The 12,385-nt window shown below is 71.8% G+C and carries 11 protein-coding genes; 2 read left to right on the top strand and 9 right to left on the bottom strand.

All coding sequences use genetic code 11. From position 1 onward, the window contains the following. Window positions 1-42: 42 nt before the first annotated feature. The 7 genes from NCG93_RS09590 to NCG93_RS09620 all read right to left on the bottom strand — a co-directional run bounded on the left by NCG93_RS09590 (window position 43) and on the right by NCG93_RS09620 (window position 6,030). Window positions 43-1,434, bottom strand: a complete 1,392-nt coding sequence (locus tag NCG93_RS09590) for a pyridoxal phosphate-dependent decarboxylase family protein (protein ID WP_194413855.1) — start codon at window positions 1,432-1,434, stop codon at window positions 43-45. A 180-nt stretch (window positions 1,435-1,614) separates the two neighbouring features. Beyond that, a complete protein-coding gene (locus tag NCG93_RS09595; RefSeq protein ID WP_194413856.1) occupies window positions 1,615-2,403 on the bottom strand; it encodes an SseB family protein in 789 nt (262 codons plus the stop codon). After that, window positions 2,387-3,133, bottom strand: coding sequence for a bifunctional 1-(5-phosphoribosyl)-5-((5-phosphoribosylamino)methylideneamino)imidazole-4-carboxamide isomerase/phosphoribosylanthranilate isomerase PriA (gene priA / locus NCG93_RS09600; protein ID WP_194413857.1), 747 nt, complete (start codon window positions 3,131-3,133; stop codon window positions 2,387-2,389). Before priA ends, NCG93_RS09595 begins: the two co-directional genes overlap by 17 nt. Window positions 3,134-3,206: 73 nt before the next feature. After that, window positions 3,207-3,878 carry an imidazole glycerol phosphate synthase subunit HisH gene (gene hisH / locus NCG93_RS09605; RefSeq protein WP_194413858.1) on the bottom strand — a complete coding sequence of 224 codons (672 nt, stop codon included), beginning with the start codon at window positions 3,876-3,878 and terminating at the stop codon, window positions 3,207-3,209. Beyond that, on the bottom strand, window positions 3,875-4,483 hold the full coding sequence (hisB, locus tag NCG93_RS09610; RefSeq protein ID WP_194413859.1) for an imidazoleglycerol-phosphate dehydratase HisB: 609 nt from the start codon (window positions 4,481-4,483) through the stop codon (window positions 3,875-3,877). Before hisB ends, hisH begins: the two co-directional genes overlap by 4 nt. After that, a complete protein-coding gene (locus tag NCG93_RS09615; protein WP_194413860.1) occupies window positions 4,480-5,574 on the bottom strand; it encodes a histidinol-phosphate transaminase in 1,095 nt (364 codons plus the stop codon). Before NCG93_RS09615 ends, hisB begins: the two co-directional genes overlap by 4 nt. 69 nt (window positions 5,575-5,643) lie before the next feature. After that, a complete protein-coding gene (locus tag NCG93_RS09620) occupies window positions 5,644-6,030 on the bottom strand; it encodes a LysM peptidoglycan-binding domain-containing protein (protein WP_194414895.1) in 387 nt (128 codons plus the stop codon). 376 nt (window positions 6,031-6,406) lie between these two features. On the opposite strand from NCG93_RS09620, the gene lexA reads away from it, so the two are divergent. Continuing rightward, window positions 6,407-7,087 (top strand): transcriptional repressor LexA, encoded by a 681-nt coding sequence (gene lexA / locus NCG93_RS09625; RefSeq protein WP_194413861.1) that lies wholly within the window; start codon window positions 6,407-6,409, stop codon window positions 7,085-7,087. A gap of 104 nt (window positions 7,088-7,191) precedes the next feature. Continuing rightward, on the top strand, window positions 7,192-8,712 hold the full coding sequence (locus tag NCG93_RS09630; RefSeq protein WP_194413862.1) for a hypothetical protein: 1,521 nt from the start codon (window positions 7,192-7,194) through the stop codon (window positions 8,710-8,712). Here the strand turns inward: NCG93_RS09630 and metE are convergent. Both metE and NCG93_RS09640 read right to left on the bottom strand, forming a co-directional pair. Next, window positions 8,709-11,042, bottom strand: coding sequence for a 5-methyltetrahydropteroyltriglutamate--homocysteine S-methyltransferase (metE, locus tag NCG93_RS09635; protein WP_372495969.1), 2,334 nt, complete (start codon window positions 11,040-11,042; stop codon window positions 8,709-8,711). The two genes, NCG93_RS09630 and metE, sit on opposite strands and share 4 nt — an antisense overlap. A gap of 89 nt (window positions 11,043-11,131) precedes the next feature. Beyond that, complete coding sequence (locus NCG93_RS09640) at window positions 11,132-12,094, bottom strand: methylenetetrahydrofolate reductase (protein WP_194413863.1); 963 nt, start codon at window positions 12,092-12,094, stop codon at window positions 11,132-11,134. Between the last annotated feature and the right edge of the window lie 291 nt (window positions 12,095-12,385).

A 12,385-nucleotide genomic window follows, 5' to 3' on the forward strand; every position in this document is an offset into this window, starting at 1 on the left:
GGCACGTGACCGTGCCAAGGTAACGGGACGCCGCGCCAGCGCTCAGCCCTCGATGCCGAGCGCGGACGCTCCGCGGGCCACGGCATCGATCGTGCGGCGAACGGCCTCGGCGTCGGTGCCGTGGTTGCTCACGGCGAAGCGCACCACGGTGCGGCCGCGCCACGTGGACGATGACGCCCACACCGTGCCTTCGTCGCGCAGCCAGTCCCCCAGCGCCGCGGTCGCCGCATCGTCGCCCGTCGCGAGGCACACCTGCGTGAACGGCACGTCGTTGACCACCTCGAGCCCGGGCACGGCGCGGAACCCTGCGGCGAGGGCGGTCGCGGCATCCGCCAGTCCGTCGATCAGACGCACGACGCCCTGCCGGCCGAGCGACCGCAGCGCAGCCCACACCGGCACTCCGCGCGCCCGACGCGAGAGCTCCGGGACCCGGTCGTACGGGTCCGGGACGCTCGCCACCGCCGGGAGATAGGCGGCGTGGGCGCCCAGCGACGCCGTCATCGCCGCCTCGTCGCGCACGATCGCGACCCCGCAGTCGTAGGGCACGTTGAGCGTCTTGTGCGCGTCCGTCGCCCACGAATCGGCGTCGGCGAGACCCGCGACGAGGTGACGCAGCCGCGGGCTGGCCGCCGCCCAGAGACCGAAGGCGCCATCGACGTGCACCCAGGCACCGGCACGATGGGCGACCGCGACGGCCGCCGTGAAGTCGTCGAACGCCCCGGAGTGGACGTCGCCGGCCTGCAGGGCGACGATCGTGGGTCCGGTGCCGTCGGCGAGTGCGCGTTCGAGGCCTGCGACGTCGATGCGGCCCTGATCGTCGGCGCCCACCGTCTGCGGCAGGCCGAGGCCCGCGATACGGCCCGCGAGCTGCATCGAGGTGTGGACCGCATCGCCGGCGAGGAACCGGATCGCCGGCGCCTGCGCGAGTCCGGCGGCGGGATCCGCTCCCGCCCGGCGCACCACGGCGTCACGCGCCGCGACGAGGCACGCGAGGTTGGCGGTGGTCCCGCCGGTCACGAAACCGACTCCGCTCTCGGCGGGAAGACCGAGCAGGTCGAGGAGCCAGCCGCCGGCGACCTCCTCGACGGCGGCCGTCGCCGGCGTGGGCTGTCGGGATCCGGTGTTCTGGTCCCAGGCGGCCACCAGCCAGTCCGCCGCCAACGCGGCCGGGTAGGCGCCGCCGATCACGAAGCCGTAGAAGCGCGGGGAGCCCATCGCCATGAGACCCGGCTCGGATGCCGCGGCGAGCTCCTCGACGACGTCCCGCGGGTCCGTGCCGTCCTCGGGCAGTCGACGTTCCAGTCGTGCCAGCACGCCGTCGACATCGAGCGCGGGGCGGATGGGACGGTCAGGGAGCGAGTCCAGCCAGCTCAGCGCGTGTCGATGCGCCGCCTCCAGCGCCTCCCGGTACTGCTCCTTCGTGGCACCGTCCATGGTCGCCCCCTTCGCCGAGCCGATCCTCCGCCGCCGGACGGGGGTGCGCAAGAGCACGGGGCGGGTCGGCCCGCGTTGATGCGTCCGCGGCGGACTCGACGACGAGCGGATGCGCGGGCTCAGGCGCCGCGCCGCGCGGGCTGAGGCGCCGCGGCGTGCGGGCTCAGGCGGCGCCTGCGCTCAGGCGCGGACGAGCTTGACGGTGAGGGAGTCCACGAGGACGGCGATGCGATCGTCCGCGGCCCAGCGAGCCGCGAGCCGCGCGAGCACGGCGTCGAGCTCGGTCTTCTCGAGGCCGTCCATCAGGTGCAGGCGCACCACGAGCTCCGGTCCGCGCAGGCGGGCGTCGGGGTCGCCCGGCTCCACCGACAGATCGATGACCGAGAGCTCGGCGCCGGTGCTGTCGTGCAATCCGGCGAACACCTCCGGCGACAGGAAGCTCGGCTCCCACGCGTGGCCCTGGCCGATCGCCCACACGGCCGGGCGGCGGATGACGAACTCGGTGTCCGAGCCGGGATCGAGCACGATGAGATCGGTGTCGTCGGCCGCAGCGGACAGCGCGGTGCGGACGCCGTCGGCGGGGACCGGCCGGGCCGCGGCATCCCACCGCTTCATGGCGTCGACCGACGAGAACACCGGCAGCACCCGACGACCGTCGGGCGCGGCCACGGTGACGATCGACAGCTCCTGCGTCTTGTCGACCTCGAGGCCGTGCGCGCCGACGCCGCTCGCACCCTTCTCGGCGACGAGCGGGATGAGCAGACGCGCCGCCCGATAGGCGTCGATCACCTCGCGCTGACCGCCCTCGCCCGCGCGGAACGCCGTCAGCGCGGCGAGCAGCGCCGGATCGGCGGAGCCGTCGTCGGACGCGTGCGGGTTCGTCTCGAAGCTGCGTCCCTCCCAGGGAACGCCGGCGGAGTCGCCGCCGTGCCCGTGGGGGGCGGCGTGCGGGTCAGTATCCGGCGACATCCAGCGCCTCGGCCAGCGTGAACGCGCCGGCGTAGAGCGCTTTGCCGACGATGACACCCTCGACGCCGAGCGGCACGAGATCGCGGAGCGCCACGATGTCGTCGAGGCTCGACACGCCCCCGGAGGCCACGATCGGCTTGGGCGTGCGCGCGGTGAGCTCGCGCAGCAGGTCGAGGTTCGGCCCCTGCAGCGTGCCGTCCTTCGTGACGTCCGTCACCACGTAGCGGCTGCAGCCCGCCGATTCGAGCCGATCGAGGACCGTCCACAGGTCGCCGCCCTCGCGCGTCCAGCCTCGGGCGGCGAGCGTGGTGCCGCGCACGTCGAGCCCCACGGCGATCGCGTCGCCGTATCTCCCGATGACGTCGGCCGCCCACTCCGGGTTCTCGAGCGCGGCCGTGCCCAGATTGATGCGCGACGCCCCGCTCTCGAGAGCAGCCTCGAGCGTGCGGTCGTCGCGGATGCCGCCGGAGAGCTCCACCTGCACGCCCTTGACCTGCCTGATCACCTTGCGCAGCACACCGACGTTGCTGCCGCGGCCGAACGCCGCGTCGAGGTCGACGAGGTGGATCCACTCGGCTCCCTGTCGCGCGAAGTCGAGCGCCGCGTCGACGGGATCGCCGTAGCTCGTCTCGGTCCCCGCCTCACCCTGCGTCAGGCGGACGGCCTTGCCGTCGGCGACATCGACGGCGGGCAGGAGGACGAGCTTGGGTGTGGACGCGAAATCGTTCATGGCTCCTGGCTCAGGCATCGAAAGCTGTGTATGGCGGGTCCGGGAAGCACGCGCTCCGGCAGACGGCACGGTCTCAGAGGGTAGCCCCGCGCAGCCCGTCGATCCAATTCGACAGCAGACGGATGCCGGCATCCCCCGACTTCTCGGGGTGGAACTGCGTGGCCGACAGCGGTCCGTTCTCGACCGCCGCGAGGAACGGCGCCCCGTAGTCGCACCACGTGAGGATCGGCTCGGGGAACGGCGGCTGCACGTCGAGCAGCCACTTCTGCGCCCCGAAGGAGTGCACGAAATAGAACCGTTCGTGCTCGATCCCGCTGAAGAGGCGCGTGCCCTCACCGGGCTCGACCGTGTTCCACCCCATGTGGGGAAGGACGGGGGCGTCGAGCTCCGTCACGACACCCGGCCATTCGCCGAGCCCTTCGGTGTCGACGCCGCGCTCCACGCCGCGCTCGAAGAAGATCTGCATTCCCACGCACACACCGAGCACGGGGCGTCCCCCCGCGAGACGGCGCTCGATGAGCTGGTCGCCCCGGCTGGCGCGCAGCGCCTCTGCGACGGCGCGGAAGGCGCCGACCCCTGGCACGAACAGCCCGTCGGCGTCGCGGACGAGGCCGGGGTCTGCGGTCAGCCGCGCGTCGGCGCCGGCGGCGACGAGCGCCTTCACGGCGGAGTGCACGTTGCCCGACCCGTAGTCGAGGACGGCGACGACCGGCCGGTCCTCGGTGCGGGCCGTGCTCTCGCTCACAGGGCGCCCTTGGTGCTGGGGATGCCGTCGACCAGCGGGTCGAGGGCCTTGGCCTGACGGAAGGCGCGCGCGAAGGACTTGTACTCGGCCTCGGCGATGTGATGCGGGTCGCGCCCAGACAGCACGCGTACGTGGACCGTGAGGGCGGCGTTGTACGCGACCGCCTCGAACGTGTGGCGCACCAGCGAACCCGTGAAATGCCCGCCGATGAGGTGGTGCTCGAAACCCGCAGGCTCACCCGTGTGCACGAGGTACGGGCGGCCGCTGATGTCGACGACGGCCTGGGCCAGTGCCTCATCGAGCGGGACCAGTGCGTCGCCGTAGCGCGCGATGCCCGACTTGTCGCCGAGCGCCTCGCGGATCGCCTGGCCGAGCACGATCGAGATGTCCTCGACCGTGTGGTGCGCATCGATGTCGGTGTCGCCCGACGCACGCACGGTGAGATCGGTGAGCGAGTGCTTCGCGAACGCGGTCAGCAGGTGGTCGAAGAACGGGACCGTGGTATCGATCCGGCTGCGGCCGCTGCCGTCCAGATCCAGCTCGAGCTCGACGGTCGACTCGCTCGTCGCCCGGCGCAGCGAGGCGGTGCGTGGTGCGGCGCTCATGCCGCCGATCCTACCGAGGCCAGCGCGTCGAGGAAGGCTGTCGTCTCGTCCGCCGTCCCCGCCGTGACCCGCAGATGCGCCGGGATGCCGACGTCGCGGATGAGCACGCCCTGGTCGTAGAGCCCACGCCACGTCGCGGCGGGATCGGCCACTCCCCCGAACAGCACGAAGTTCGTCCACGATTCGTGCGGCGTGTAGCCGAGCGCCTCGACGGTGGCCGAGATCCGGTCACGCTGGGCCACGATCTCGTCGACCATGCCCAGCATCGTGGGCGCGTGCCGGAGGGCAGCCGTAGCCGCCGCCTGCGTGAGCGCGCTGAGGTGATACGGCAGGCGCACCAGCCGCAGCGCGTCGATGAGCGCGGGATCGGCCGCCATGTAGCCGACCCGGGCGCCCGCGAAGGCGAACGCCTTGCTCATCGTGCGCGAGACCACGAGACGCTCGCGGCCCGGCAGCAGCGTCAGGGCGGAGCGCTCGTCGTGCGGGGCGAACTCGAAGTAGGCCTCGTCGACGATCACGATGCCGTCCGTCGCTTCATACGCGGCCTCGACCACATCGAGCCCGAGCGGGGTCCCGGTCGGATTGTTCGGCGAGCACAGGAACACCACATCGGGCGATGCGTGCGCGATCTGGGCGGCCGCATCGTCCGCCGTCACGGAATAATCCTCGGATCGGGTGCCGGAGATCCACTCGGCACCGGTGCCGCGGGTCAGGAGCGGGTACATCGAGTACGTGGGCGCGAAGCCGAACGCCGTGCGTCCGGGTCCTGCGAAAGCCTGCAGGATGTGCTGGAGCACCTCGTTCGAGCCGTTCGCCGCCCAGACCTCGTCGCGCGTGAGGCCGTGACCCAGGTAGTCGGCGAAGCCCTCGCGCAGGGCGGTGAATTCGCGGTCGGGGTAGCGATTGACGTCGCTGAGTGCCCGCGCGATCGAGTCAAGGATGTCGTCCGCGACCTCGGCCGGAACGGGATGGGTGTTCTCGTTGACGTTCAGCGCCACCGGAAGGGGCGCCTGCGGGGCGCCGTATGGCTTCTGCCCGCGGAGATCGGCGCGCAAGGGGAGGTCTTCGAGACGTGCACTCACCTCTCCCATGCTAGGCCCGTCGGAGCTGAGGGCTCCGCCGCGTGACGACGCGAGACCCCGCCCACCGAAAGGCGGGACTCAGCGACCCTCGCCGGTTGACGCAACCCCGTCGGAACCCATCGGGATCGCGAGGCTCTGTCCGGCGCGCACGGCGACGCTGTCGAGGGCGTTCAGGCGCACGAGCTCGTCGACGACGTCCCGGGGATCACGGTCGGGCGCGATCTCTTCGGCGATGCTCCAGAGCGAGTCTCCCGCGGCCACCGTCACGGTCTGGAAGGAACCTGCCGGCGCACCGGCATCACGGGACGCCAACGCGGCCCCGCCTCCGACCACCGCCGCGCTCAGAGCGATCACCGCCGGGAGCGCGGCCAGCGCCGCGAGCACCCGACGGCCGCGCACGGTGAGGCGCAGGCGGGTGGGTCGTGCCATGCCTTCCGCGGAGCCGGGCTCGACGGTGCCATTCATCTCAACCGTGGCGTTCGCGGGAACCCGCCGTGCGGCGCCCTGCACGCGCTGTGCCGCCAGGCGCGCGGCACGTGCCGGCGAGGGGACGGACGTCGTGAAGTGGATCGCGGTCATGCTGGGCTCCTCCCGATGGGGAGAGATTCGCATTCACCGCTCGGCCGGGAGCGATGAATGCGAACCTCTCTTCCGAAGCTATCTTCGAGACTGTACGATGTCAATACCGGATCTGGGCGACGATCTCTCGAACGCGACACGCGGCCGGGTTGTTCCCCAGAAGCGCGTGATCCGGATACGGTTTCGATACGAGAACCCCACCACGGGCCTCCGACATTCGAAGAAACAGCGCTCCACGCCGAGCGCAGGACGGAGCCGGAAGATGAGCGACGCGGCCGGGCGCGAGAAGCCCCAGACTCGTCGGCGCAAGAGCCTGAGTGACAAACAGCTGGCGATCCTCGAGGTGATCCAGCGGTCGATCGCGCGCCACGGGTATCCGCCGAGCATGCGTGAGATCGGCGACGCCGTCGGCCTGAAGTCGCTGTCCAGCGTCACCCATCAGCTCAACCAGCTGGAGCTGAGCGGTTATCTGCGGCGCGATGCCGGCAAGACGCGGGCGATGGAAGTTCTCATCGACCTGCCGGGCACGGCGACCGAGAGTCCGGCCGACGCCGCGCCCTCCGTCGGCGACGCCGCGCTGGTCCCGCTGGTCGGCCGCATCGCCGCAGGCGTCCCCATCACAGCCGAGCAGCAGGTCGAGGAGATCTTCCCCCTCCCCCGCCAACTCGTGGGCAAGGGGGATCTGTTCATGCTGAAGGTCTCGGGCGAGTCGATGATCGACGCCGCCATCTGCGACGGCGACTGGGTCGTCGTGCGGTCGCAGGCCACGGCCGACAACGGCGAGATCGTCGCGGCGATGCTGGACGGCGAGGCGACGGTCAAGACGTTCCGCCAGCGCGACGGCCACACGTGGCTGCTGCCCCGCAACTCCGCGTTCGAGCCGATCCTCGGCGACCAGGCCACCGTGCTCGGCAAGGTCGTGGCCGTGCTGCGCGCGGTGTGAGCCGGCCCGGGGCGGTCTTCGGGCGAGCCGTGGCCGATCCCGAGTTCGCCGCGGAACCGTGAGGTCACTGGCGGCGCGTCACCCGCAGGCGCTATAAGGGGGGAATGACCGACCTCACCGCAGCAGACGAGAGCGCAGCGCTCCGCGCGCGTCTCGACGCCCTCGAAGCCGAGAACGCCCGCCTGCGCGCCGAGACGCTGCCTCCAGCGCCCGCCCCCGCGGACAAGCCCCAAGGCAACCGCTGGCGCGCGTTCCTGTCGGCGCTGTGCATCGTCATCGCGACCATCCTGGTGCCGGTCTCCATCGTCGCCTCATGGGCGCGTGTCGAGCTCGTCGACGAGACGCGGTTCGTCGAGACTTTCGCGCCGCTGGCGGAGGACCCGCAGGTGCAGGCGATGGTCGCCGACCAGGTGACCACGGCCATCGAGGACTCCCTCAACCTCGAGACCCTCACCAATGACCTGTTCGACGGCATCCAGCAGCTCGACCTGCCGCCGCGCGCTCTTGCCGCACTCGACCTGCTGCGCGCGCCCGCTGCGCAGGGACTGCAGAACCTCGTCGACACCACGGTCACGCGGCTGGTGCAATCGGATGCCTTCGCCGATGTCTGGGAGACGGCGCTGCGCGCGAGCCACCGATCGCTCGAGGCCGTCGCGGCCGGCGGCACCTCGTCGGGTGCGGTGGTGATCGATGCGAACGGTGAGGTCGGCATCCAGCTCGCCCCGATCATCGAAGAGGTCAAGAAGCGTCTCGTCGACCGCGGGATCGGCTTCGCGGAGTCGATCCCCGTCATCGACAAGACGATCGTGGTCGCGCAGAGCGACGCACTCACCGTGGTCGGGACCGTGTACAACCTCGCCGTCGCCGCGGGCTGGTGGACGCCGATCATCGCGCTGGTGCTGTTCCTGGCCGGCATCCTCATCGCACGGCGGCGATCCACAGCCGTCCTCGGCACCGGTGCCGGCATCGCTCTCGGCGCCGGCGTGCTGGCGATCGGCCTGGGTATCGGCGGGTCGATCCTCGCTCTCAGCGCGCCGAGCCTCGGTGTTCCGGCCGGCGCGCTCGCAGCGATGTACGAGCAGGTCACCACCGCCATGCGCGACACGGCGGTGGTGCTCACGCTGCTCGGCATCGTGATCGCCGTCATCGCATGGATGTCGGGCCGCTGGCGCGGTGCGCGTGCCACGCGCAGCGGCGTCGCTTCCGTGAACGCGGGCGTACGGGGCGCACTGCTCAAGCGTGGCGTCGACACGGGGCGTTTCGGCACGTGGCTGCACAACCAGCGCATCCTGGTGCGGATCGTGCTCGGCGCCCTGGCCATCGTGTGGCTGATGCTGCTGCGCCCGCTCTCGGTCGGCGAGGTGTTCCTCGTGCTCGTCGTGTGGCTCCTCGTGTGGTGGGTGTTCGAGCTGCTCCAGCGCCGCCCTGAAGAGGCCGCCGCGGCGGCCGAGGCGGCAGCCGCGGCCGAGGCAGCGGCTGCGGACGAACCCGACGTGGACGCCGATGCGGACACCGTCGTGATCGTCGACGCGGATACGGTCGACGCCGACGCCGACACGCTCGTGATCGAGACGGATGCCGCGACCGAAGCCGCCGCGGCATCCGCCACGAAGAAGCGGTCCTAGGCCGGCACGCTCGCACGCACCGCCTGCGTCGCCGCGACGAGGTTCTTGAGCGACGCCACGGTCTCGTCGTATCCCCGCGTCTTCAGCCCGCAGTCCGGGTTGACCCAGACGCGGCGCAGCGGCAGCTCGGCGACCGTGCGGTCGAGAAGCTCGGTGATCTCGTCGACCGACGGCACACGCGGCGAGTGGATGTCGTAGACGCCCGGCCCGATCCCGGCGGCGAAACCCGACGTCGCGATGTCGCCGATCACCTCGCCACGGCTGCGCGCAGCCTCGATCGAGGTGACGTCGGCATCCAGCGCCGCGATGGCGTCGATCACCACGTCGAACTCCGAGTAGCAGAGGTGCGTGTGCACCTGCGTCGCCGGCGCGGCACCGGCGGTCGCGAGGCGGAACGAGCCGACCGACCACTCCAGGTAGGCGGGCTGAGCGGCTCGCTTGAGCGGCAGGAGTTCGCGGAGCGCCGGCTCGTCGACCTGGATGACGCGGATGCCCGCACCTTCGAGGTCGGCGATCTCGTCGCGGAGGGCGAGCGCCACCTGGTTCGCCGTCTCCCCCAGCGGCTGGTCGTCGCGGACGAACGACCACGCGAGGATCGTCACCGGACCGGTCAGCATCCCCTTCATCGGCTTGTCGGTCAGCGACTGCGCGAAGGCGGACCATGCCACGGTGATCGCCTCGGGACGTGCGACGTCGCCCCACAGGATCGACGGCCGGGTCGCCCGCGAGCCGTAGGACTGCACCCAGCCGTTCTCGGTGACCGCGAACCCTTCGAGGTTCTCGGCGAAGTACTGCACCATGTCGTTGCGCTCGGCCTCGCCGTGCACGAGGACATCGAGGCCGATGTCCTCCTGCAGCGTCACCACCTGTGCGATCTCGGCGCGCAGGAAGCTCTCGTACTCGTCGGCGCTGAGCTCGCCGCGGCCGTGACGCGCACGCGCTCGCCGGATATCACCGGTCTGCGGGAACGATCCGATGGTGGTGGTCGGCAACACCGGGAGGGCCAGCTCGATCTCCTGCGCGGCGACGCGATCGTCGTAGTCTCCGCGGGCGAAGTCCTCCGCACCGAGTACCGACGCCCGCTCGCGCACAGCACCGTCGCGCACGCCGGGTGCGCTGCGCCGGTCGGCGAGGGCGGCGGATGCCTCGGCCAGCGCGTCTGCGATGGCCGGGCGCCCCTCCACCAGGCCCCGAGCGAGGGTCGCCACCTGCGCGACCTTCTGATCGGCGAACGCCAGCCACGCCGCCAGGCGCGGGTCCAGGGTCGTCTCGTCCTCGACGTCGTGCGGCACATGTTGCAGCGACGTCGAGGTGCCCGCGGTGACGGCGCCTGCTCCCAGCGCCCGCAGCGCCTCGAGCTTCGCCCATGCCGCCTCCAGGTCACCCCGCCACACGTTGCGCCCGTCGACGGCGCCTCCGACGAGGGTCTTGGCTGCCAGCCCCTCGACCGGGGCCGGAACGGCGCCCCGTGTGAGGTCGACGGCGATGGCCTCGACCGGCGCCGCGGCGAGCGCCGCCCACGCCTCGTCCGACAGCTGCGCGTAACCGGCGGCGACGAGGATCGCGGGCCGGTCGACCCGACCGCCGAGTACCGCGTACGCGCGGGCAGCCGCATCCGCCAACGCACCCGGACCCTCGGGCAGGCTCTCGCTCACGAGGGCGGGCTCGTCCAGCTGCACCCACTCCGCGCCCGCGGTCCGCAGACTCGCGAGCAGCTCGGCGTAGACCGGCAGCAGGTCGTCGAGGCGGTCGAGCGGATCGAAACCCGCGGGCGCGGCATCCGTCCCCTTCGCGAGGGCGAGGAGTGTCACCGGGCCCACGATCACCGGACGAACGGTGAATCCGTCGGCCATCGCCTCTGCCACCTGGCGCGCGAAGCGGTCGCTCGAGAGGGCGAAGACCGTCTCGGGGCCGATCTCGGGCACGAGGTAGTGGTAGTTCGTGTCGAACCACTTCGTCATCTCGAGGGGAGCCGCCTCGCCCGCACCGCGCGCAGCGGTGAAGTACGCGTCGAGGCCGATCGCGCCGTCCGCGCCGCGGAGGGCCGCGAACCGCTCAGGCAGCACGCCGACGGCGGCCGCCGCGTCGTGCACCTGGTCGTAGAACGAGAAGGACTCGGGGATCGACGAGTCGTCGCGGCCGAGCCCGAGCTCCGCGAGGCGCTCGCGCGTCGCGCGACGCAGTCCAGCCGCCGTCTCCTCGAGGGTCTCTGCATCGGTCGTGCCGGTCCAGTACGCCTCGACAGCGCGCTTGAGCTCGCGGCGGCGCCCGATCCGGGGATAGCCCAGGATCGTGCCGTGGGGGAAGGTGACGCGGGGTTCGGTCATCATGCTCTCTCTTTCGCTTCGTGCATCTCGGAGTGGGGTTTTCGGGGTCGCCGAAGAGACCGTCGGGCATCCGACGGATCGCGGCGTCCGGGTCAGTGGACGGCCTGGGGCATTCGCGTGGCCGGGACCAGCACGCCGGCCTCGCGGAGCACCGCGAGGACCGTGTCGTGGTTGTTGAAGGCGTAGAGATGGATGCCGGGCGCGCCGCCGTCGACGACCTCGCGGGCGAGGCGCGCGGCGTGCGCGATGCCGATGTCCCGCTGACCTTCGGCGGTCGGCTCCACGTCGAGCGCGATCGCGAGGTCGGCCGGGAGCGCTTCCCCGCTGAGCTCGAGCACGCGCCGCAGCCGTGCACCGGAGGTGATCGGCATGATGCCGGGCAGGATCGGGATCGTCACCCCGGCCTGGCGCGAACGCGCCACGAAGGCGAGGTAGTCGTCGGCGTGGAAGAACAGCTGGGTGATCGCGAGCGTGGCTCCGGCCGCCTGCTTGGCGAGGAGCGCGTCGATGTCCTCGAACGCGTGGCGCGACCGGGGGTGACCGTTGGGGAACGCCGCGACGGCGATGTCGACGCGGGCCCGTCTGTCGACGCGCACTGCTCCCGGCACCCCCGGGATCGGCGCCTCGGTGTAGGGCTCGCGCTCGGCCTGCACCCGGTCGATGAGCTGCACGAGCTCGGCCGCGCTGCCGAGGTCGCCCAGGAAGGCGTCGTCCTCCGATGCCCCGGCCGGCGGGTCGCCGCGCAGGGCGAGGAAGCTCGTGATGCCGGCATCCAGGAACTCCCGGATCAGCGTGTTGGCACCGGCGTAGGTGTTGCCCACGCACGTCAGGTGCGCGAGGGGCTCGACGTGGGTCTCGCGCAGGATGTGCGTCAGCAGCTCGAGGGACCGGCCGCCGGTGGAGCCGCCTGCGCCGTAGGTGACCGAGATGAATCGGGGGTCGACGGCGGCCAGGTGGCGGATGGTCTCGTGGAGGGCTGCGACGCCGGCATCGGATCGAGGCGGGTACACCTCGAACGAGATCGGCACGGGAGGAGTGCTCAGGTCGATGGACATGGGCCTGCTTCTCAGGGATCGGACTCGGGCTCAGCCGAACGGGAGACCCGGGCGGCCGCGGCACCTCACTTCCGCCACGCTGGTTCCTGATGCGTGAGGCGGGAGGGGTGTCTTCGCGGGCGGGTGCCGGGCTCGGCTGTCGCTCCTGCCCGGAACCCCCAGGTTTCGGGGGCGTCCTCGCGGACGACCGGGCGTCGATGGGTCCACGGTAGCGGAGCCCTCGCGTGCGGGGTCTCCTGTGACCTTCTGTTTCGATCCCGCGACGCGCGCGGTTGGTCGTAGCGTGGTCTC

Origin of the sequence: Microbacterium yannicii (genome assembly GCF_024055635.1) — a bacterium.
Taxonomy (GTDB): Bacteria; Actinomycetota; Actinomycetes; order Actinomycetales; family Microbacteriaceae; genus Microbacterium; species Microbacterium yannicii.

Excerpts from the sequence above, each read along its gene's own strand:
- NCG93_RS09590 (WP_194413855.1), bottom strand. The coding sequence starts at position 1,434 with ATGGACGGTGCCACGAAGGAGCAGTACCGGGAGGCGCTGGAGGCGGCG.
- NCG93_RS09595 (WP_194413856.1), bottom strand. The coding sequence starts at position 2,403 with ATGTCGCCGGATACTGACCCGCACGCCGCCCCCCACGGGCACGGCGGC.
- priA (WP_194413857.1), bottom strand. The coding sequence starts at position 3,133 with ATGAACGATTTCGCGTCCACACCCAAGCTCGTCCTCCTGCCCGCCGTC.
- hisB (WP_194413859.1), bottom strand. The coding sequence starts at position 4,483 with ATGAGCGCCGCACCACGCACCGCCTCGCTGCGCCGGGCGACGAGCGAG.
- NCG93_RS09615 (WP_194413860.1), bottom strand. The coding sequence starts at position 5,574 with ATGGGAGAGGTGAGTGCACGTCTCGAAGACCTCCCCTTGCGCGCCGAT.
- NCG93_RS09620 (WP_194414895.1), bottom strand. The coding sequence starts at position 6,030 with ATGAATGGCACCGTCGAGCCCGGCTCCGCGGAAGGCATGGCACGACCC.
- lexA (WP_194413861.1), top strand. The coding sequence starts at position 6,407 with ATGAGCGACGCGGCCGGGCGCGAGAAGCCCCAGACTCGTCGGCGCAAG.
- NCG93_RS09630 (WP_194413862.1), top strand. The coding sequence starts at position 7,192 with ATGACCGACCTCACCGCAGCAGACGAGAGCGCAGCGCTCCGCGCGCGT.
- metE (WP_372495969.1), bottom strand. The coding sequence starts at position 11,042 with ATGATGACCGAACCCCGCGTCACCTTCCCCCACGGCACGATCCTGGGC.
- NCG93_RS09640 (WP_194413863.1), bottom strand. The coding sequence starts at position 12,094 with ATGTCCATCGACCTGAGCACTCCTCCCGTGCCGATCTCGTTCGAGGTG.